This is a genomic window from Dactylosporangium sp. NPDC051484 (assembly GCF_040689395.1).
GTDB lineage: Bacteria > Actinomycetota > Actinomycetes > Mycobacteriales > Micromonosporaceae > Dactylosporangium.
The window spans coordinates 643498-663926 of the sequence record NZ_JBFAZX010000001.1; the positions used below are offsets into that span (position 1 = coordinate 643498).

Genomic DNA, 20429 nt, shown 5'->3' on the forward strand with positions numbered 1-20429 from the left:
GACGGCGGCTCGATCCGCGGCGCGCCGACGACGATGCGGCCCCGCCGCCCGAGGGGCGACGGGGCCGGATCACAGCGGTCGTGCGGCGGTCAGCCCCGATCGCGCGGCGGCTGCGACCAAGGTGAGGTGGGTGGAGTGTCGCGGCGCGGCCGGGTGTCGACCACCTCGGTGGCGTCGCCGTCCGCGGAGTCATCCTCGGCGCCGGGCTTGCGCGCGGCAGCCTCCCTGGCGGCGTGCTCGGCGGCCGGCCGTTCGAGCTCGGACTGCGCTCCGGCCCGCCGCTCCGTCAGTTCGGCCGCGCCGAACGTGCCGCCCCCGAATCCGAAGTTCGCGGTCGCCTCGGCATCCACGACCGGCTCTGAAGACGGCCGGAACCACGTTGTCGGCTCACCCGCATCGTCGCCCGGCGCGTTCGCGGCGGACCCGAAGCTGGCGGCCGGCGGGGCCTTCAGGACGGTCGTCGTCGGTTCGGCCGCATCCCCGGCCGCATCCCCTGTCGGAGAGTCCTTGGGCGGGACGATCGGATCGAGGGGCGCCATCGGCTGGAACCGAAGCCCGGGCTTGTCCGGGCCCTCTTCGCCCTCTACCGACACCACCGGGTGCTCCCCGGTCTCGCTCGGCGCCGCGTGCCGCGGCCGTGAGGGCACCGGAGACTGATGCCCGGGGTGGAACGCCTCGGTCTCCGCCTCGCGCCCGGGCCGCGGCGGCACCGCGAACCCGTCGAACGACGGCCCGTCCAGGATGGAGCGTTCCCCACGGACCGGCCCACGGGCGGCCCGGGACGGCAGCCCGCTCGGCGTCGCCGCCGGGGGCCCGCCCGCATGCAGCGGCCGGGTGGCGTCCTCGTCCGCCGCGCTCCCGGTGCCACGCGGCGCGGGAACGACCGGCCAGGACCCCGAAGGCCCCAACTCGGGCGGCCCGGGTGGCGCCGAGGCCGACGAAACGGGGACCGATGAAACGGGGGCCGACGCGGGGGCGGGGTGAGCGGACGCCGGCGGAGCCGTGACCGGCGGGGTGGACACCGGCGGGGCGAAAACTGGCGGGGTGGAGACAGGCGGCGTGGCGGCGCCTCCGGTCGTCGGGTGTGTGACCTCGAACGGCTCGGTGGCCCTGTCCTCGGCTGGCGGTGGTGCGCTGGCACCCCTGCTGTACGCGATGGCATCCTCCGGGACGGTCTCGCTGGGCGTGGGCGAGGTGGCCGGCTGCCCACCCCCGTACGGAGGGGGCGGGGACACCGGCACGGTCGGCAGCCGGATGGGAAGCTCACTCGTGCCGGAACCGGCGAACCCCGGCCGGGGCCCGGCCGGCGCCCCGCTCCATGGCGTGGCCCCAGCCGCCCCGGGCGGCACCGTCCCACCGGCCGGAGTCATCCCGGTCGGCGATGCGGCCCCGCCCGCCCCCGGCGGCTGTGGCGGGGGCGCGTACTCGGGCGTCAGCCAGGCTGGATCGCCGGGGGCTCGCAACGGCGGAGCCGCCGGCCCACCGACGCCGGAAGGCACAGCACCGGGTGGCGTGGCAACGGGAGGCGTGGTGGTGGGAGGCGTGGTGGTGGGCGGGAGGGGCGGCGGCGCGGAGGCCGCGAAATCGAACCGGCTCGGCGGAACGGCCTGCGGAGCCACTCCGGCCGGCGTGGGCGGAAACGGCCCGGGCAGCGAACCGGGCTGCCCGCCCGTCGGCCCGGGCGGCGTGACCACGGGTGCGGGCGGCGCGGACACCACAGGGCCGGGTGGGGTGAATGCGGGCCCCGCCGCAAGCCTCGGCGGCGCGGACACGACGGGCGCGGGCGGTGCGGAGACCATGGGGCCGGGCTGGGTGAATGCGGGCCCCGGCGGCGCGGACACCACGGGCGCGGGCGGAGCGGAGACCGCGAGGCCGGGCGGGGCGAACGCGGGCCCCACCGCAAGTCCCGGCGGCGCGGACACGACGGGCGCGGGTGGTGCGGAGACCATGGGCGCGGGTGGTGCGGAGACCGCCGGAGCCGGCGGCCCCGACACGACGGGCGGACCGGAGACTACGGGAGGACCGGACACGACCTGAGCGGGCGGGCCCGACGCGACCGTCGGCGCGAAGGCTGGGTGGCGGGCGGGGGCGCCGCCGGACACTGGCGGTGGGCCCCACGCCGGGACGGGCTGCGTCTCGTCGCTGGCGGGCGCCGGGATGCCGCCCGGCGCCCCGAAACCGCCCGGCGGGTAGCCGCCGGGGGCTGCGGCGCCCGAGGTGGGCAGGACCGAGGTGCTCGCCGCCGGGAACGCGGTGCTCTGGCCGGGCTGCCCGCCGTACGGCGGCCGGGCGGCCACCGGCGCAGCCGCGCCCGGCCCCTGGCCCAGCGGGTACTCGTGGATGTCCGAGGGCGCCTCCGCGCCGGTCGGCCCGAGCGGGACCGCCGCCGGCCAGGCGCGCCAGCGCTTCACGCTTGCGGCGGCGACGAGCAGGGCCAGGCCCAGGACCGCCGTGGTGCCGTTGGTGATCGGCAGGGTGAGGTCGACCGTCAGGCCGGGGATCGTCGCATCCTTCTTCAGGCTGTTGAGCGCCGAGAGCGGATCGATGAAGAGGCTGACGTATGTGGCGAGCAGCGCCAGGCCGGCGACGATCGGTCCAACCGGGGAGATGCGCAGGGTGGCGATGAGACCGATGAGCAGGCCGGCGCCGAGCAGGTACGCGGCGGGCGGGAGCAGGTCGACGGAGTTGAAAGCGCCGTGCTCGACCCATTTCGCCACGGTATCCGCGGATTTCTGCTGTCCGATGGCGATCAGCAGCCACGCGAGGGGAGCGATCAACATCCCCGCGATCAGGCTTCCGACGTGTCGCATGAGTCGCACCGTACCGTCTTTGGTATGACCGAGCACACCGGCCGACCGACCAGCCGTCCCACTACTTACTCGCGGGTCACGCTGAGCCGGATCATGACCGCCGTCGACGTGAACCTGTATGGCACGGTGCATGGCGGCGTGATCATGAAGTTTATCGATAATGTGGCCGGCGCGGCCGCCGCGCGGCACAGCGGCGGGATCGCGGTGACCGCCTCGATCGACGAGATCGTGTTCGTCGAGCCGCTGCGGGTGGGCGACCTCGTGCACGCGTTCGCGCAGGTCAACTGGACCGGCACCACGTCGATGGAGATCGGCGTGCGGGTGGAGGCGGAGCGGTGGGACGAGGTGAGCGAGTCCGCGCCGGTCGTGGTCGCCACCGCGTACCTCGTGTTCGTCGGCGTCGACGCCGAGGGTAAGCCCCGCCCCCTGCCCGCCGTCGTGCCGGACTCGCCGGAGGACGAGGGGCGGTGGCGGGAGGCGGAAATCCGACGCGAGCACCGCCTTGCCCGCCGCGACGCGATCCAGCGCCACCGGTCGGGCCGATAGCCCGCTCCATCTTTCTTGGCACCGCGGACCCGGCAGGGCCGGGGCGCCCTTCAGGCAGCCCCGGCCCGTTGTCTCGCGGGAGGAGCGGCCCGCAGCTGACGCGGACCCGAGTCCAAATAGCCCGAGTCCCGGTGGCGGATGTCATGACTTACCCGGATCGGTACGTGGGCATGACACACCGAGGCGGGGGGTCGGGTAGGGGCCGCCCATACTGAGCGATCTTCTGAAGTGCCGCAAGATGGTTCAATGGCGAAGGTGCTCTGGCGACCCCCGGCGGACGTGCTCGAACGCACCCGGATCGGGGCGTTCCTGCGTTGGCTGGAGGCCGAGCGCGGCGAGAAGTTCGAGGACTACGCGGCGCTGTGGCAGTGGTCGGTGGACCGTCCCGCCGAGTTCTGGCGGGCGATCTGGGAGCACTTCGAGATCGTCGCCCAGGTGGAGCCGGCCGACGTCCTCGCCGACGTGAGTATGCCGGGCGCGCAGTGGTTCCCCGGCGCGCGGCTGAACTACGCCGAGAACGTGCTGCGCATGCCCGGCGTCGCCGACGACGAGCCGATCGTGCTGGCCTGGTCGCAGACCCGCGGCCCGATCACGCTGAGCGCCGCCGAGCTGCGCGAGCAGGTCCGCCGGGCGCGGGCCGGGCTGCGCCGGCTCGGGGTGAGGCCGGGCGACCGGGTCGCCGCCTACGCGCCGAACATCCCGGAGACGTTCGTCCTGCTGCTCGCGACGGCCAGCCTTGGGGCGATCTTCTCCAGCTGCGCGCCCGAGTTCGGCACCCGCTCGGTGGTGGACCGCTGGCGGCAGATCGAGCCGAAGGTGCTGGTCGCCGTCGACGGGTATCGCTACGGCGACAAGGTCGTCGACCGCGCCGCCGAGGTCGAGGCGATCCGTGCGGAGCTGCCGTCGCTGGAGCACGTCGTGCGGATCGGATACCTGCACGAGGGCCATGAGGGCCATGAGGGCACGGACTGGGCGGCGCTGACCGCGCAGACGGACGAGCCGCTGGCGTTCGAGGCGGTGCCGTTCGAGCACCCGCTGTACGTGCTCTACTCCTCCGGCACGACCGGCCTGCCGAAGCCGATCGTGCATGGGCACGGCGGCATCCTGCTCGAGCACGTCAAGATGCTCGCCCTGCACCACGACCTCGGCCCCGGCGACCGGTTTTTCTGGTTCACCACCACGGGCTGGATGATGTGGAACTACCTGGTCTCCGGCCCGGCGGTGGGCGCGGCGATCGTGCTCGTCGACGGCAACCCCGCCTACCCCGACCTGAGCTGGCTCTGGCGGGTCACGCAGGAGACCGGCGCCACGTACTTCGGCACGTCCGCGCCGTTCCTGCTGGCTTGCCGCAAGGCCGGCCTGGTGCCGAAGGACATCGCCGACCTGAGCCGGCTGCGCGGCGTCGGATCGACCGGGGCGCCGCTGCCGCCGGAGGGCTTCGAGTGGGTCTACGAGGCGGTCTCCGCGGACGTGCTGCTGGCGTCGGTCTCGGGCGGTACCGACGTGTGCACCGCCTTCGTCGGCGGCGTGCCGCTGCTGCCCGTACGGTCCGGCGAGATCGCCTGCCGGGCGCTCGGCGCCCGGGTCGAGGCGTACGCGGCGGACGGCAGCCCGGTCCTCGGCGAACTCGGCGAGCTGGTGATCACGGCGCCGATGCCCAGCATGCCCGTCGGCTTCTGGGGCGACGAGGACGGCTCGCGCTACGCCGACGCGTATTTCGGCACATACCCGGGCGTGTGGCGGCACGGCGACTGGATCACCATCGACGACGGCGGCGCCTGCGTGATCACCGGCCGCTCCGACGCCACCCTCAACCGCGGCGGCGTGCGGCTGGGCACGAGTGAGTTCTACTCCGTCGTCGAGAGCCTCGACGAGGTCGTGGACTCCGTGGTCGTACACCTGGAAGACCCGGAGGGCGGCGCCGGCGAGCTGCTGCTGTTCGTGGTGCTGTGCCCCGGCGAGTCCCTCGACGACGCGTTGCGCGCGCGCATCGCGCGGGAGCTGCGCACCGCGCTCTCCCCGCGGCACGTTCCGGACCAGGTCTTCCAGGTCGACGCCGTACCGCGGACGCTGTCGGGCAAGAAGCTCGAGGTGCCCGTGAAGCGGATCCTCACCGGCACGCCGGTCGACCGGGCGGCAGCCAAGGGCGCCCTGGTCAACCCCGAGTCGCTGCGCTACTTCGCCGAGATCCGCGCCGCCCGCGGGTGACGGTCCGCCAGGCTCAGATCGGCTTAGATCGGCACGGCCTGTTCGGCGGCGGCGCGGGCGGCCAGCTTCTCCGGGTCGCTGTTGACGCTCAGCACGATGCTCGCGCCGGCCGCGAGCGGGCCGACCAGCCACTGCACCGGGTCGGGGTGGGTGACCGCGTCGACGAGCAGCCGCCCGCCCGGCAGTGCCAGCGCGCGGGCCCGCTCGACGAGCTCGCCGGTGCCCTCGCCGCCGACCGGCCCCGGGTAGTGGTCGCCGAACTGCCGCACCTCGGCCACGTAGTCCGCCCAGCCGGTGGGCACGCCGCCGCGCATCGGCAGTCCCATCGGGGCCAGGCCGAGCACGTACCGGTCGGCCGCCCCCGAAGCAGTGCCCGCCGCGCCGGTCTCGGCACCTCGTTCGGCGACGGCCAGCGACGCGAACTCGACGTCGGCGGCGGCGGTCGGCTCGCCGTATGCGACGCTCAGCCCGGCCGTCCAGGCCCCCAGCAGGATCGCCGCCGTCTGCCAGTGCGCGGGCAGGCGCACCGCGGCCACGTCGCCGGGGCCGAGGCCGCACCCGTCGACGAGCAGGTTCGCCGTCTTCGACACCCAGTTGGCCAGCGTGGCGCCCGACAGCTCGGTCCGCTCGCCCGTCGCGTCGTCGTAGAACGTCAGAAACGGAAGTGACGGGTCCTTACCGACGACTGCCGCAAAGAGTGAAGGAACTGTATTCCTCATATGTCTAAAAAATCCCTTCCATGGCATCTCACCCGAGTCTCTGGCGAGATGGGTGTCTGGGCAACGCGACGATACCGGCGCGGCGCGTGCGCCTGCACGGCATGGCACAGCCCAGCTTTACTTTGGGCCCGAACGAGATCGCCGTGCGGGCCTACTATGACGGCGACGGGAACCACGCTGCTGACCCGTGAGCGCGGTCTCGTGGCGCTGCCCGGGTGACGTTGCGGCGCCGGCCGACCATGATGGGGACGGCCGGGCCGGCGAACCGCAGCTCGGTCGGCCCGGTGACGAGCCCGTTCCCGGCGACTACCCCCGGGCGCCGGACGCGCCGGGCCCGCGATCTGGCGCCCGTCCACCGGCCGGTGGGCGATCCGTGCGATCCGCGAGTGGGAGCCGGTCCCTGGTTCGGCTCGGCGCGCCGACGTGGCCGTCCACCACGATGGGTGGTTCGAGATCCGCGGCGTGGGCAGATGCGGTGGGCGAGATGAACCGAACACGTGAGTTGATTCAGGCTGAATCCTGGGTGGAACTCACGTCGCTAGTCGCGTCGTGGACATCGATCACCGGGGGATCGGGCGTAGGCTTGCCGAGACCGTCGCATCGAGCACAGAAGGAGTCGCCAAGTGACCCCCGGCCGTCCGCCACGCGTGCTTGTTGACGCCACGAGTGTCCCAGCCGACCGAGGCGGTGTGGGGCGCTATGTCGACGGTCTGCTGGGAGCACTGGGCGTGCTCGACGCCGATCTCGCCGTCGTCTGTCAACGCACGGATGCCGAGCGTTATGGCCGGCTCCTGCCGAACGCGCGCATCATGTCCGCCCCGGCCGCGGCGGCGCACCGTCCGGCCCGCCTCGCCTGGGAGCAGACCGGCCTGCCGATGCTCGCCCAGCAGGTCGGCGCGCAGGTGCTGCACTCGCCCTTCTACACCTGCCCGTTGCGCGCCGGCTGCCCGGTGACCGTGACCGTCCACGACGCGACGTTCTTCACCGAGCCGGAGCACTACGACAAGTCCCGCCGCACCTTCTTCCGCTCCGCGATCAAGACGTCGCTGCGCCGCGCGAGCCGGGTCATCGTGCCCAGCAAGGCGACCCGCGACGAGCTGATCCGCCTGCTCGACGCCGATCCGACGCGCATCGACGTGGCATACCACGGGGTGGAGCCGGAGGCGTTCCACGCGCCCAGCGAGGACGAGAAGGCCCGGGTGCGGGCGCGGCTCGGCCTCGGCTCGACGGAATACGTCGCCTTCCTCGGCGCCAAGGAGCCCCGCAAGAACGTGCCCAGCCTGATCCGCGGCTGGATCTCCGCCGTGCGCGACCGGGAGGATCCGCCCGCGCTGGTGGTGGCCGGTGGGCAGGGGCACGACGACGAGATCGACGGTGCGATCGCCGAGGTGCCGAGCAACCTCCGCCTGCTGCGGCCGGGTTACCTGCGCTACGCCGACCTCCCCGGCTTCCTGGGCGGCGCGGTCGTGGCGGCCTATCCGTCCTTCGGCGAGGGCTTCGGCCTGCCGATCCTGGAGGCCATGGCCTGTGGCGCGCCCGTGCTCACCACGCCCCGGCTGTCCCTGCCCGAGGTCGGCGGTGACGCGGTGGCCTACACCGGACCGAGCCCCGACGAGATCGCCCGCGACCTTGCGGCGCTGCTCGACGACACGGAGCGACGTAACGCTTTGGCAAAGGCCGGTGCCGCGCGCGCCAAGGAGTTCACCTGGGAGTCCAGCGCCGAGGTTCACCTCGCCGCGTGGGCCAGAGCCGCCGGGCCGCGCGGGTATTAGCCCGGGTGACCCCGAACGTCACCTTCCAAGACCGGTATAGGCGATTCTGGTAATGGTTGCGACACCTCCGAGTTGTGGAAGGGCGCCCTCTGCTGGGCATGATGTGGCCGTGTTCTACGCGGTGATTCCTGCAGGTGGCAGCGGCACGCGGCTCTGGCCGCTGTCGCGAGCCGGCCATCCGAAGTTTCTCCATGCCCTCACCGGCACCCCGCTGTCGCTGCTCCAGGCGACATACGGGCGGCTGGAGGGCCTGGCGACGCCCGGCTCCACGTTCGTGGTCACCGGAGTGGCGCACGCGGCCGCCGTCGCCCGGCAGCTGCCGGGTCTGCCGGAGGGCAACATCCTCGTCGAACCGACCCCGCGCGACTCGTGCGCGGCGATCGGGCTTGCCGCCGCGGTGATCGCCCGGCGCGACCCGGGCGCCATCATGGGCGCGTTCGCCGCCGACCAGCTGGTCCGCGACGTCCCGGCGTTCACGGACACGCTCCACCGGGCGATCCAGGGCGCCGAGGACGGCCTCCTGATGACCATCGGCATCACGCCGACCCACCCCGAGACTGGATACGGCTACCTCCACGTCGGCGAGCCCACGAACACCAGCGACGTGTGCAAGGTCGCCGAGTTCGCCGAGAAGCCGGCGCTGGAGGTGGCGCGGCGTTACGTCGACTCCGGCGAGTACCTGTGGAACGCCGGCATGTTCGTCTGGCGCGTCGAGGTCTTCCTGGACGAGCTCGCCCGCCAGCAGCCGACCCTCCACGACGGCCTGCGCCGCATCGCAGACGCCTGGGAGACGCGCGACCGCGAGGAGGTCCTGGCCGAGCTGTGGCCGGGCCTCACCAAGATCTCCGTAGACTTCGGCGTCATGGAGGGCGCGGGCCGCGCCGGCCTGGTCGGCACCGTCCCCGGCGATTTCGGCTGGAACGACGTCGGAGACTTCCACACGCTGGGCGAACTGCTGGAGACCGACACCGCCGGCAACGTGGTCGTCGACCTCGGTGCCGACGCCGAGCCCGACCCGGCCCGAGCGGGGAAGCCCACGGTCCTCATGCAGGACGCGGAGCGCGTGGTCGTGGTGCCGCATTCGGGCCGCCTGGTCGCCGCGGTTGGCGTCAGCGACCTCATCATCGTCGACACGCCGGACGCACTGCTGATCTGCCCGCGTGCCCGTGCTCAGGACGTCAAGAAGCTGGTCGACTCCCTGAAGGAGCGCGGCTCCATCGAGCTGCTGTAGTCGTCGTCCCGCCTCGCACGGCGCCCCGGTCAGGCGCGTGGTCAGACGCGCTTGGCTGGGTGCGCTCGGTCAGGCGCGCTTGGCCCAGGCCAGTGCCGGTGCCACCAGCACGTCCGTCGCGTCGGCCAGCGGGTCGGGCAGCGCGTCCGGGGCGAACCACCCCAGCGCGCTCGACTCCGCGCTGACCATCTCGACGGCGCCCGGCGGGGCGAGCGCCGCATACCGGACGTCGTAGTGCAGCGACGGCCCGCCCGAGCAGAACACGTGGTGCACGTCCAGGCCGATCGGGGCCTCGCTGATGCGCAGGCCAAGAATGCCGGACTCCTCGGTCGCCTCGCGCAGGGCCGCACCCGCGATCGTCGCGTCGGCCGGCTCGCAATGGCCGCCCATCTGGACCCAGCGCTTGATCCGGCCATGCAGGCAGAGCAGCACGCGCTCGGCGGAAGCGTCCACGACCAAGGCGCTCGCCGTCACGTGGCCCCCGGCGTGCTCGCGCCAGACGGTGGACGGATCCGGCCTTACGAAATCCAGGAACCGCTGGCGGGTCGCCTCGGCCTCCGCCGATGGGGCCGCCCATGCCGACAGTACCGCGAGTGCGTCCTCATGCAGCGTCATAGTGACGGTAGGCTACCGCGCCCGATCGCGAGCACGCCGAGGGGCACTCCGCCTTCCGGGACCTCCCCGGCGAGGCGGCCCGGATCGGCGATCTCCAGCCAGCCGGTCGCAAGCCCGTCGGCTGCGAGAATGCTTCGCATTCGCTCGACGCGGCGGCCGGCATCGATGGCGGCGCGCATGTCGCCGGCGGGCGCCCACACCAACACGGCCGCCACGGTGTTCTCCGGAACGGTCACGCTCCGTGTTGTCGGGAACGGCAGATCGGGGAGTTGGACGGCGTCGTCGGAGGGTGCGAAGCGGTCGGCGTCGCGCAGCTCACCGGCGGCGCGCAGGCCCCGGGCGACCGCCTCGGCGGTGCCGAGCGAGAACAGGTCGGCGTCGGCGCCCCGGACCAGCTCGGCGGCGCCGCGGCCGTGCCCGGCGCCGGGGGAGTGCGCCAGCCCGCGCACCACGGCGACCGGCACCTGGGCGACCTTGCCCTTCACCAGGTCCGCAGCCGCGGCGAGCTCGTCGACCACGGCCATCTGGGTCAGCTGCAGCTCATTGCCGTACGCGTCGCGCAGGCCCCGGTAGTCGGCCAGCGCGCCGACACCGGCGGCGCCGATCGCCACGTCGGTGAGGCCCAGCCGCCACGGCCGGCCCATGGTGTCGGTGATGACCACCGCGACGTCGAGGTCGAAGCGCTCCCGCAGCTCGTCGCGCAGCCAGCGGGCCGAGGCGTCCGGATCCTTGGGCAGGAGTACGAGGTGGGTGGGGTCGACGTTGGAGGCGTCGATGCCGGCCGCGGCGAGCACGAAGCCGTGGTGGGTCTGCACGATCCGGGTCGCGCCGCGCCGGGCGACCACACGGGCCGTCTCGGCGCGCAGCACGGCCTCGCGGGCGGCCTCCCGGGCCGGCTCGTCGAGCGGGATCTCGACCAGTTGCCCCTCGGACTTGCTCACGATCTTGCTGGTGACGACGAGCACGTCGCCGTCGGCGAGCCAGGGAGCAGCGGTCGTGATGAGCGCCGCCAGGTCGTCGCCGGGCCGCACGTCGCCGATGCCGGTGACCGGCAGGATCTCCAGCCGACCGGGCACGTGCGCGGGATCGGTCGTCATGCGACGCCGACCGTGGCGAGCGCGTCGCGGACCATCGTGGCGGTCGCGGCCTCGTCGGTCATCCACAGCGGTACGGCGCGCACGGTCAGCCCCGGCACCTCCACGCCGGCGTCGGTCTCGTCGACGAGCCACGCGTCGAGCACGCCTCCGGCGGCCCGCGCGCCGAGCAGCCCGCCGACGCCGGCCGGGCTGCACTCCACGCCCATCACCGCGAGGCACTTGTCGGCCATGCCGCGCACGGGCGCGCTGCCGATGATCGGGGACACGCCGACGACGGGAGCGCGGCCGGTCGTCACCGCGTCGCGCAATGCCGCGACGGCGAGGATCGGGGCGATGGACACGACCGGGTTGCTCGGCGCCACGAGTACGACATCGGCTGAGGAGATGGCTTCCAGCACCCCCGCGGCCGGCTTCGCCGTGTCCGCCCCCACGAAGACGAAGCGCTGGGTCGGCACCTCGGCGCGGTAGCGGATCCACCACTCCTGGAAGTGGATAGCCCGGGTCGCGCCGTCGAGCTCGACCACCGCGTGCGTCTCGACGCGGTCGTCACTGGCCGGCAGCATGTGGATGCCGGGCTTCCAGCGGTCGCAGAGCGCCTCGGTCACCGCGGAGAGCGGATACCCGGCCTCCAGCATCCGGGTGCGCACCAGGTGCGTGGCGATGTCCTTGTCGCCCAGCCCGAACCAGGTCGGCTCCGCGCCGTACGCGGCCAGCTCCTCCTTGACCACCCAGCTCTCGCCGACCCGGCCCCAGCCACGCTCCGGATCGGCCCCGCCGCCGAGCGTGTACATGACGCTGTCGAGGTCGGGGCAGATGCGCAATCCGTGCAGGGTCACGTCGTCGCCGACGTTGACCACCGCCGTGACGTCAGCGCCCAACTCCCGGCCCACCGCACGCACCCCGAGGAGGAAGCGCGCGCCGCCGATTCCACCAGCCAGCACCACGATCCGCATGCGTCCAATCCTGCCCCACCGCCGTCACGGCCGGCTGCGGGGTCGCTCGCACACGCGGGAAAGCCCTCCCGGGGGGCTACGGCCTGTTTCATGAGTCGGTTCGGGCTCGGTTGGAGCGTGGTGGTTGGCGCCGTTTGGTTGCCGTGGCGTCTGTGGTGTGGGTGGCTCGGCGGCCGCGAGGTGGTGATTGTGGCCATATAGCTGTATGGTCGGTGGCTGTGACGGGGGTGTCGGGTCCGCGGCGGCGGGGCCGGAACAAGACGGCGTTGTGGCGGTGGGATGGTCCGGTGTCGGTGTTCCGGCTGGCGTTGGATGTCCATGATCCGCGGGTGCGCCGGCATGTGGAGCGGGTGTTCGCGGCGGCGTTCGTGGTGCGCCGGGCGGTGCAGCTTGATGCCCGGGCCCGGGTGGATGCCTACTGGGCCGCCCACCGTGAACGCGACACTGTCGGGGCGGCCGCGGTCCGTGACCGGCTGGGGCTGTCCCGCACCGGGCTGGAACACGCCGCGTACCGGCATCTGGACGCCGCCCCGCACCTGCGGCGGTATGTGACCAAGGCCCTGGCCATGCATGTCGCGGATGGGGTGTGGACGGCGGTGGACCGGCACCTGTTCCCCGACGCGGCCGGCCGCCGGCACGGCCGGCCGAAGGCCGGCGACTGGTGGGGGTTCGGCCGGATCGCGGGCCGGGCCCGCTCCCACACCACCGCGCGGAAGTGGGAGACGTTCCGCCTGGTCGGCACCCTGGCCGGCCACGACACGACCTTCGGCCGTGGCGGGCGGTTGCGGCAGCCCCGGCGGATGCCCGCCGTGACCCCGGCGGCGGGTGGGCGGACGGTCCGGTCGTGGTGGGAGCACGACGGGGCGTTCGCGGTCGTGCTGACCGGCACCGGCCGGGGGATCTGGTGCTGCCGGTGCGGCTGCCGCAGGGCCCGGGCCGCCGTCCGGTGGTGGAGCACTACCTGACCGATCCGGGACGGTGGCACAAGGTCGATCTGGTCCGCCACCGCGATCCAGGCACGCCCGGGGGCTGGCGGTACGAGGCGCACCTGATGATCCTCGGCCCCGGCCACACCTCCCCACCGGTGGCGGCCCGCCGGGAGGCCGCCGCAACCCTGCACCGGCGCGGCGGGGTGGACGTCAACGTGTCCAACCTCGCCGTGGTGTCCGTCCCCGTCCCTGACCCAGGCCGGGTGGACGGTCTGCGGGCGACCCGGGTCGCCCGCACCGGCACGGATGATGCCCGGCTGGCCGCCGAACGACTGCGGCAGCGGCGGCGCAACCGCGCCCTGCAACGCTCCCGCCGCGCCACCAACCCCACCCAATACCGGCTCTCACCACGCCAGGCCCGCCGCGCCGAACGCCGGGCCGCGGCCGGGCTGGCGCCGGTGCAGGTCGTGGTGCCCGGCGGGCCGCGACAGGCCAATACCGCCGGCATCCCGGTTCAGGCGTACCGGCGCGACATGCTGTCCGGCACCTATCGCCGACTGCGCGGCCGGGCCGCGGCCGACGGCGCCGCCCGCACCCAGGCCGGCCGCACCCGCGCCCGCACCATCGCCGCGACGCTGGTCGCCACGCACGGCGCGAACCTGGTCGTGGAGGACTGTGACCTGCGATCGTGGGCACGGCGGTGGGGCCGCGGCATCCACGCGTTCACCCCCGGCATGCTCATCACCGCCCTGCAACACGAAACGCGCCAGGTCGCCGCGTTAGGGCACGGCAGCGGGCTGGTGCGGGCCGGGACCCGGTACACCGCCTGGACCCAGCACTGCCTGTGCGGCACCCGTGTCCCCAAACACCTACGCCAGCGCCGCCACCACTGCCCCGACTGCGGCCTGACCGGCGACCGTGACCTCGTCGCCGCCCTCCTCGGCGCGCACACCGTCTTGGCCGACCCCAATGTGCCGGGCACGGCCCGGATCGACTGGCCCGCCGCGCAAACCACCCTCGACACCGTAGGTGTCGAGGCCATCAACCAAGGGCTGCAAGGAGCCCTGTCCGAGTCAACCGGAAACCCCCGCCCCACCCGGCACCCGCACGGTGCCCGGCCGCGGCGGCCGCAGCGCAGCACCAGCCACCCCAGGCCCCACGGCCGGGGTGGCTGGTGCCGGCGTGCTCGGCGAACTACCGGTACGAGCCGACACCAAGCCACCCACGGCAACCGTCGGCCGGTGCCCCCGACAACCCCGGATGAGCCACGCACCACACCACCGTGCGCGACCACACCGGAACGACGAGGCGCACACCCCGGACTGCGACATGACCCGGGCACCACACCCGAGTCATGACGCAGGCCTTAGGCTGCTGGCGACCCGTTGCACGGACCTTCGACTCGGACAGCAAACTCGGACCGTTTCACCTCGGGAGAGCCAGTGAGCACCCAGCCACCCGATCCGACCCCTACCGGGGGCTTCGCGAGCCCGGCCGCGGCCCACTATCAGACCCCCGCCGCCGGCCCGGCGACCCAGGCAGTCCCCGGCGTGGGCCCCGCGCAGCAACACCAGGCGATGCCGGTCGCGCCGGTCGCGCCGCTGGACGCCAAGAAGGCCCGCGGGCTGCTGGAGCCCTACCGCGAGCTCGTCGCCTTCGCGCTGGTCGGCGCCGTCGCGATCTTCCTGCTGGCCGGCCTGATCGAGATGCTCACCGGCATGTTCAACGGGTTCCTCGCCACCGCGACAGGGTCATTCGGCAACATCGTGGGCTTCGAGACCATCCTGCTGCCGATCCTCGCCGTCGTGCTGGTGACGCAGGTCGCGCCGGTCACCGCCCGGGCGAGGCTCATCGTCATCGGCGCGCTGGTGGAATACGCGGTCGCCGCCGTCCTCGGCGTCGTGCTGCTGCTCGCCGGCCTCATCGGCGACGTCAAGAGGGAGACCGTCGCGGTCGGCTACGCGTTTTCGAGCTTCCTGGAGCACCTGGCCGGCCTCGGCCTCATCGGGCTCGGGCTGTTCCTCACCGCGCGGATCTTCCTGGGCGGCTACACCGTGCCGAAGCCGGTCGCGCTGCCGTACGGGCAGCCCGGCTACCCGTACCCGGCCGGCTACGGCTACCCGCAGCAGCAGTACGCCCAGCAGACCGGCTATGTCACCGGCGCGCAGCCCGCGGCGCAGGGATACGCGGCCTATGGACAGCAGCAGCCGGCCACGACCGGCTGGGCGCAGCCGACCGGCGCCACCCCCGCGGTCACGCCCGGCGTCATCGCCGGCGCGGCGGCCGGCTACCCGGCGCAGGCCGCCGCGACCGGTGCGTTCGCGGCCCCCGGCTACGCCACCCCGGCCTCCGGTGCCCCGGCTGGTGCCCCGGCTTCTGGCGTCCCGACGAGCGCCCCGGCTTCTGGCGCCCCGACCTCGGGCGGCTACGCCACTCCCGGCTATGCCACTCCTGGCACTGCGGCCCCTGGTTATAACGCTCCAGGTTATGCGGCCCAAGGCTATACGGCCCCGGCCGCCGCGGCGCCCAGCTTCGGTGCCCCGGCCATCCCGCCGGCCGACGCGCGGCCCGTCTCCGCGGCGCCCGCATCGGCGCAGCCGCTGAGCTCGCCGTTCGCCGCGTACACGGCGCCCGCCCCGACCCCGGTCTCGGACGAGCCGGTCTCCGCGTCTCCCGCGGACTCCGGGCCGTCGACGCCGCCCGGCGGTTTCGCCGCGGCCGGCTGGCCGGGCGGCAGCTCCACCCACCCGCCCGCCGAGATCACGCAGGACGCGACCGTCGGCCTGCCCCCGGCCCAGCCGCAAGCCACGGCCGGCCTCTCGCCGGCGCAGCCGGACGAGGAGGGCACGGCGGTGCTGGCCCAGGCCCAGCCGGTGGGCACGGCCGGCCTTGCGGCGGCGCAGCCGGACGAGGAGGGCACGGCGGTGCTGTCCCCGGCCGACCCGGACGCCACGACGGTGCTGCGGCCCGGTGCCAAGGCCGACGACGCCGACCAAACGCAGCGCACTCAGGCGATTCCGCCGAGCAACTGAGCCGGTGACCGCCTGCCCGTGGCCGTGGCTCGCCCACGGCCACGGGCAGGGTCACGGGCCCGGGCGACATGTCACACGCCGTGGGCACGTGGATCCGCCCGGCCGCGGCCTACGCTGCAATGCGTGACGTCTGAAGGCACTGAAGGCAGAGGTACCGAAGGCAACGCCATGCGCAGGGCGCTACGCCGGGCGGCCGACGGCCGGTCGCTCGACGCGACCGAGGCGGCCGTGCTCCTGACCGCCCGGGGATCGGCCCTCGACGACCTGCTGGCGACCGCGGGCGCGGTCCGCGACGCGGGGCTCGTCGACGCCGGTCGCCCGGGCGTCATCACCTTCTCGAAGAAGGTCTTCATCCCGCTGACCCGGCTGTGCCGGGATCGCTGCCACTACTGCACGTTTGCGACCGTCCCGCACCGCCTGCCCAGCGAGTACCTCGAGATCGACGAGGTGCTCGAGATCGCCCGCGAGGGGGCTCGGCAGGGGTGCAAGGAGGCGCTGTTCACCCTCGGTGACCGACCCGAGGAGCGCTGGCCCCAGGCGAAGCGCTGGCTGGACGAGCGCGGCTACGACTCGACCCTGTCCTACCTGCGCGCCTGCGCCATCGCCGTGCTCGAGGAGACCGGCCTCCTGCCGCACCTCAACCCGGGCGTGCTGTCCTGGGCCGAGCTGCAGCGGCTCAAGCCCGTCGCGCCCAGCATGGGCATGATGCTCGAGACCACCGCGACCCGCCTGTGGTCCGAGCCCGGCGGTCCGCACTACGGCTCGCCGGACAAGGAGCCGGCCGTGCGGCTGCGGGTGCTCGACGATGCCGGCCGGGTCGGCGTGCCGTTCACCACCGGCATCCTCATCGGCATCGGCGAGACGATCGAGGAGCGGGCCGAGTCGCTGTTCGCGATCCGCAAGACGATGCGGGAGTTCGGCCACATCCAGGAGATCATCGTCCAGAACTTCCGCGCCAAGCCGGACACGGCGATGCGCGGGATGCCCGACGCCGAACTGCACGACCTCGCGGCCACCATCGCCGTGGCCCGGCTGGTGCTCGGCCCGAAGGCCCGCATCCAGGCCCCGCCCAACCTCATCGACTCCGAATACGCGCTGCTCATCCGGGCCGGCATCGACGACTGGGGCGGCGTGTCGCCGGTGACGCCGGACCACGTGAACCCCGAACGGCCCTGGCCGGCCCTCGACGAGCTCGCGGAAAGGACAAGGGCCGCCGGTTTCGTACTGCGGGAGCGCCTGACCATCTACCCCGAGTACGCCCGCCGCGGCGTGCCCTGGCTCGACGCCCGGCTGATCGCGCACGTCGAGGCCCTGATGGACCGCGACACCGGCCTCGCCGACGAGGGTGCCCTCCCGGCGGGTCTGCCCTGGCAGGAGCCGGACGGCGGGCACGAGGACAGCGGCCGCACCGACCTGTTCGCCGCGATCGACTCGGAGGGTCGAAGCGCTGACCGGCGGGGCGACTTCGACACGGTGTACGGCGACTGGAACGAGGTGGCCACGCGCATCCCGCGGGCCGCGCCGCAGCGCCTGGACGGCGACGTCCACACCGGACTGTCGCTGGCCGCGAGCGACCCGGCGCGGCTGCTGCTGCCCGAGCACGAGGACGCCGCGCTCGCGCTGTTCAATGTGGACGGTCCCGGCCTGGAGGAGCTGGTCCGCATCGCCGACGACCTGCGCCGCGAGGCGGTCGGCGACGACATCACCTACGTGATCAACCGGAACATCAACTTCTCCAACGTCTGCTACGTCGGCTGCCGCTTCTGCGCGTTCGCCCAGCGCGAGCGCGACGCCGACGCGTATCGGCTCTCCTACGAGCAGGTCGCCGACCGCGCCGAGGAGGCGTGGCAGGCGGGCGCGACCGAGGTCTGCATGCAGGGCGGCATCGACCCCAAGCTGCCCGTGGGTGCGTACGCCGAGCTGGTCCGCGCGGTCAAGAATCGGGTGCCCGGCATGCACGTGCACGCCTTCAGCCCGATGGAGGTGGTGACCGCCGCCTCGAAGGCCGGCGTGTCGATCCGCGACTGGCTGACCCAGCTCAAGGAGGCGGGCCTGGACACGATCCCCGGCACCGCCGCCGAGATCCTCGACGACGAGGTGCGCTGGGTGCTCACCAAGGGCAAGCTGCCGACGTCGGCGTGGGTCGAGGTGATCACCACCGCGCACGAGCTCGGCATCCGGTCCAGCTCCACCATGATGTACGGCCACGTCGACCACCCCGGCCACTGGCTCGGCCACTTCCGCGTCCTTGCCGGCATCCAGGACCGCACCGGTGGCTTCACCGAGTTCGTGGCGCTGCCGTTCGTGCACCACAGCGCGCCCATCTACCTCGCCGGCATCGCCCGACCGGGCCCGACCTGGCGTGACAACCGTGCGGTCCACGCGATGGCGCGGGTCCTGCTGCACGGGCGGATCGACAACATCCAGTGCTCGTGGGTCAAGCTGGGCGACGAGGGCACGGTGGCGATGCTCCGCGGTGGCGCCAACGACCTCGGCGGCACGCTCATGGAGGAGACCATCTCCCGCATGGCCGGCTCCGAGCACGGTTCCGCGCGCACGAGGGAGGAGCTGGAGGCCATCGGCAAGGCGGCCGGCCGTCCGGTGCGTCGCCGGACCACCGTCTACGGCCGCGTGCCCGCGGACGTGTGAGGTGATCGGGCCGCGCCGATGGGCGGACGTCACGATCTCGTAACCGCCACCGTTCGCGTGCGGGGATCGACGAAGATGAGGTCGCCCGCGTGCATCGAGGGCGCCGCCGACGGTGAAGATGATCACGGACGCGGCGCCCTCGAGCATATGGCTGATCATGAGCGGATCGCGGCGTCGGATCTCAGTTCTTTGCCGCACATCGGCGAACTTCGGCCACGTCCCGGGCCGGTTGAGCAAACTTGCTGGGACTCTTCCGGCGTGTCCGGCGTGTCGCCCGTTACCTCCACCGGGGCTGCGTCGGTATGGGTACGGCACGGCTGTAGGCGATCGCCCGAGTGGGCCTATTTATCAGGTTCGGCTTGACGACGCACGCATTACACGCGTGTAATTTCACCGGGGATGTTCGCAAGGTTGGAAGCAAGTGGCCACCTTGCGGGCATAAGGAACACCGCGCCGAGGTACAGCACCTTGTAGGACATGCGCCTTCCGCGTGGGGGGGTTGCGTCGGCATTGACGCCGGTGCGCAAGAAGGAGGCACGCTGATGGATGGTCGACCAGTCGTGGCCGACCTGCTGGGTAACGCTCCGGAGTGGCAAGAGCGCGCTCTGTGTTCACAGACCGACCCGGAGGCATTCTTTCCGGAGAAGGGCGGGTCGACGCGCGAGGCCAAGCGCATCTGCTCGCGCTGTGAGGTGCGGGCGGACTGCCTGGAGTACGCGCTGGGGCACGATGAGCGCTTCGGGATTTGGGGGGGACTCTCGGAGCGCGAGCGCCGCAAGCTCAAACGACGGGCGGCTTAGCAGATCGGATTTTGAAATCGGGCGCCGACTTCCGAAATGGAGTCGGCGCCCTTTTCGTGGTAAATGCACCGGCGGTATTTATATTTATGCGTCGGGGGGAATAACTCGCAGATGGCCGCGGCGCCCGAGTGGATGCTGCTGGTCGGGCTCCTCGCGCCGCGGTGCGGGCCGAGCCGCCTCGCGCACGGCCTCGGCGAGCGCGACCAGATCGTCATTCGTCGGCGGGGGCGGGCCGTACTCGCCCTCATGCCGTACCAGGTCCCAACCCCGCGGCGCGGTGAGCCCACGGGCGTGCGATTCGCACAGGTCGTAGGAGTGCGGCTCGGCGAATGCCGCCAGCGGACCGACAACTGCGGTCGATTCGGCATAAACGTACGTCAACGTCGCAACGGGCGGGCGGGGGCAACCGTTGCGCGAGCATCGACGTGGGGTCCTCACGGCCGAACGGTATCTCCCCGAGGCCCGCGCGCCGTCCCGAAAGCGCCGCGACACGCCGGGGTGACCACGGCGACACGCTCACTCGGGCGATAGGGTGTGCTGGCGCTAGGCTGACATCGTGGCGAGCCCAGACCGACGACGCAGTGGACCGGGACGGCGCGGTCGTGATCGGCATGGCCGGGGTCTACGCGGCCGGCTGGTGCCCGCGTCGCTGCCGATGTCCCGCACCCGTGCCGAGATGTTCGACGATCTCGTCCTCGACTCCGTCGAGCAGCTCGAGCAGCGGTTCTCGAAGGAGCTCGCCGGCGTGGAGTTCGCGGTCGAGGACGTCCCGCCCGACCTCAACGTCTACGACTCCGACGTCCTCGAGGACGGCGAGGTGCCGCTGGCCCGCCTGCTGCCGGGGCGCCCGGGCCGCCACGGCGTGCCGCCGCGGATCGTGCTGTATCGCCGCCCCCTCGAGTTCCGCGCCGCCGACCACGAGGACCTGGCCGACCTCGTCCACGACGTGATCATCGAGCAGGTGGCCAACCTGCTGGGCGTGTCCCCGGACGACCTCGAGTCCTGAGACGTCCAGGCCGTCACAACGCCGGCTGATCCGCTCGCGTCACGCGGCCGCGCCGGCTGCGC

The 20429-nt window shown here is 73.1% G+C and carries 16 protein-coding genes; 10 read left to right on the forward strand and 6 right to left on the reverse strand.

The window, feature by feature from the left end; genetic code table 11:
* Positions 1-89 precede the first annotated feature (89 nt).
* The gene (locus tag AB0367_RS03175; protein WP_366224483.1) at positions 90-2810 is read right to left on the reverse strand and encodes a hypothetical protein; all 2721 of its coding nucleotides are present in this window, start codon (positions 2808-2810) and stop codon (positions 90-92) included.
* A gap of 24 nt (positions 2811-2834) precedes the next feature.
* On the opposite strand from AB0367_RS03175, the gene AB0367_RS03180 reads away from it, so the two are divergent.
* Together AB0367_RS03180 and AB0367_RS03185 are read left to right on the forward strand one after the other, a co-directional pair.
* Positions 2835-3356 carry an acyl-CoA thioesterase gene (locus tag AB0367_RS03180; protein WP_366224484.1) on the forward strand — a complete coding sequence of 174 codons (522 nt, stop codon included), beginning with the start codon at positions 2835-2837 and terminating at the stop codon, positions 3354-3356.
* A 246-nt stretch (positions 3357-3602) separates the two neighbouring features.
* The gene (locus AB0367_RS03185; RefSeq protein ID WP_366224485.1) at positions 3603-5564 is read left to right on the forward strand and encodes an acetoacetate--CoA ligase; all 1962 of its coding nucleotides are present in this window, start codon (positions 3603-3605) and stop codon (positions 5562-5564) included.
* 23 nt (positions 5565-5587) lie between these two features.
* Here AB0367_RS03185 and AB0367_RS03190 read toward each other — a convergent pair whose 3' ends face one another.
* On the reverse strand, positions 5588-6283 hold the full coding sequence (locus AB0367_RS03190; RefSeq protein ID WP_366224486.1) for a TIGR03089 family protein: 696 nt from the start codon (positions 6281-6283) through the stop codon (positions 5588-5590).
* A 623-nt stretch (positions 6284-6906) separates the two neighbouring features.
* Here AB0367_RS03190 and AB0367_RS03195 point away from each other — a divergent pair.
* Together AB0367_RS03195 and AB0367_RS03200 are read left to right on the forward strand one after the other, a co-directional pair.
* Positions 6907-8055, forward strand: a complete 1149-nt coding sequence (locus AB0367_RS03195; protein ID WP_366224487.1) for a glycosyltransferase family 1 protein — start codon at positions 6907-6909, stop codon at positions 8053-8055.
* 109 nt (positions 8056-8164) lie between these two features.
* On the forward strand, positions 8165-9286 hold the full coding sequence (locus AB0367_RS03200) for a sugar phosphate nucleotidyltransferase (protein ID WP_366224488.1): 1122 nt from the start codon (positions 8165-8167) through the stop codon (positions 9284-9286).
* A 69-nt stretch (positions 9287-9355) separates the two neighbouring features.
* Here the strand turns inward: AB0367_RS03200 and AB0367_RS03205 are convergent, their stop codons facing one another.
* Genes AB0367_RS03205 through cofD form a run of 3 tightly spaced genes read right to left on the reverse strand, consistent with a single transcriptional unit; the run spans position 9356 to position 11951 of the window.
* The gene (locus AB0367_RS03205; RefSeq protein ID WP_366224490.1) at positions 9356-9901 is read right to left on the reverse strand and encodes an NUDIX domain-containing protein; all 546 of its coding nucleotides are present in this window, start codon (positions 9899-9901) and stop codon (positions 9356-9358) included.
* Positions 9898-10998 (reverse strand): coenzyme F420-0:L-glutamate ligase, encoded by a 1101-nt coding sequence (locus AB0367_RS03210; RefSeq protein WP_366224492.1) that lies wholly within the window; start codon positions 10996-10998, stop codon positions 9898-9900. Before AB0367_RS03210 ends, AB0367_RS03205 begins: the two co-directional genes overlap by 4 nt.
* Positions 10995-11951, reverse strand: coding sequence for a 2-phospho-L-lactate transferase (gene cofD, locus AB0367_RS03215; protein ID WP_366224493.1), 957 nt, complete (start codon positions 11949-11951; stop codon positions 10995-10997). Before cofD ends, AB0367_RS03210 begins: the two co-directional genes overlap by 4 nt.
* 329 nt (positions 11952-12280) lie before the next feature.
* Here cofD and AB0367_RS03220 point away from each other — a divergent pair, with 329 nt between their 5' ends.
* The 5 genes from AB0367_RS03220 (at position 12281) to AB0367_RS03240 (ending at position 19361) form a co-directional block, all read left to right on the forward strand.
* Complete coding sequence (locus AB0367_RS03220; RefSeq protein WP_366224494.1) at positions 12281-12916, forward strand: hypothetical protein; 636 nt, start codon at positions 12281-12283, stop codon at positions 12914-12916.
* Positions 12865-14238: a hypothetical protein gene (locus AB0367_RS03225; RefSeq protein WP_366224495.1), complete on the forward strand. Its 1374-nt coding sequence runs from the start codon at positions 12865-12867 to the stop codon at positions 14236-14238. The genes AB0367_RS03220 and AB0367_RS03225 overlap by 52 nt, the downstream gene beginning before the upstream one ends.
* A gap of 84 nt (positions 14239-14322) precedes the next feature.
* Positions 14323-15912 (forward strand): hypothetical protein, encoded by a 1590-nt coding sequence (locus AB0367_RS03230; RefSeq protein WP_366224497.1) that lies wholly within the window; start codon positions 14323-14325, stop codon positions 15910-15912.
* Positions 15913-16035: 123 nt separating this feature from the next.
* Positions 16036-18561: a bifunctional FO biosynthesis protein CofGH gene (locus AB0367_RS03235; protein ID WP_366224498.1), complete on the forward strand. Its 2526-nt coding sequence runs from the start codon at positions 16036-16038 to the stop codon at positions 18559-18561.
* 542 nt (positions 18562-19103) lie between these two features.
* Positions 19104-19361 (forward strand): WhiB family transcriptional regulator, encoded by a 258-nt coding sequence (locus AB0367_RS03240; RefSeq protein WP_033364663.1) that lies wholly within the window; start codon positions 19104-19106, stop codon positions 19359-19361.
* An 84-nt stretch (positions 19362-19445) separates the two neighbouring features.
* Here AB0367_RS03240 and AB0367_RS03245 read toward each other — a convergent pair whose 3' ends face one another.
* Complete coding sequence (locus tag AB0367_RS03245; protein WP_345134832.1) at positions 19446-19799, reverse strand: DUF3499 domain-containing protein; 354 nt, start codon at positions 19797-19799, stop codon at positions 19446-19448.
* Between the two features lie 118 nt (positions 19800-19917).
* Here AB0367_RS03245 and AB0367_RS03250 point away from each other — a divergent pair, with 118 nt between their 5' ends.
* On the forward strand, positions 19918-20367 hold the full coding sequence (locus AB0367_RS03250; protein WP_366224499.1) for a metallopeptidase family protein: 450 nt from the start codon (positions 19918-19920) through the stop codon (positions 20365-20367).
* Positions 20368-20429 lie beyond the last annotated feature (62 nt).

Excerpts from the sequence above, each read along its gene's own strand:
- AB0367_RS03175 (WP_366224483.1), bottom strand. The coding sequence starts at position 2,810 with ATGCGACACGTCGGAAGCCTGATCGCGGGGATGTTGATCGCTCCCCTC.
- AB0367_RS03180 (WP_366224484.1), top strand. The coding sequence starts at position 2,835 with ATGACCGAGCACACCGGCCGACCGACCAGCCGTCCCACTACTTACTCG.
- AB0367_RS03185 (WP_366224485.1), top strand. The coding sequence starts at position 3,603 with ATGGCGAAGGTGCTCTGGCGACCCCCGGCGGACGTGCTCGAACGCACC.
- AB0367_RS03190 (WP_366224486.1), bottom strand. The coding sequence starts at position 6,283 with ATGAGGAATACAGTTCCTTCACTCTTTGCGGCAGTCGTCGGTAAGGAC.
- AB0367_RS03205 (WP_366224490.1), bottom strand. The coding sequence starts at position 9,901 with ATGACGCTGCATGAGGACGCACTCGCGGTACTGTCGGCATGGGCGGCC.
- AB0367_RS03210 (WP_366224492.1), bottom strand. The coding sequence starts at position 10,998 with ATGACGACCGATCCCGCGCACGTGCCCGGTCGGCTGGAGATCCTGCCG.
- cofD (WP_366224493.1), bottom strand. The coding sequence starts at position 11,951 with ATGCGGATCGTGGTGCTGGCTGGTGGAATCGGCGGCGCGCGCTTCCTC.
- AB0367_RS03240 (WP_033364663.1), top strand. The coding sequence starts at position 19,104 with ATGGATGGTCGACCAGTCGTGGCCGACCTGCTGGGTAACGCTCCGGAG.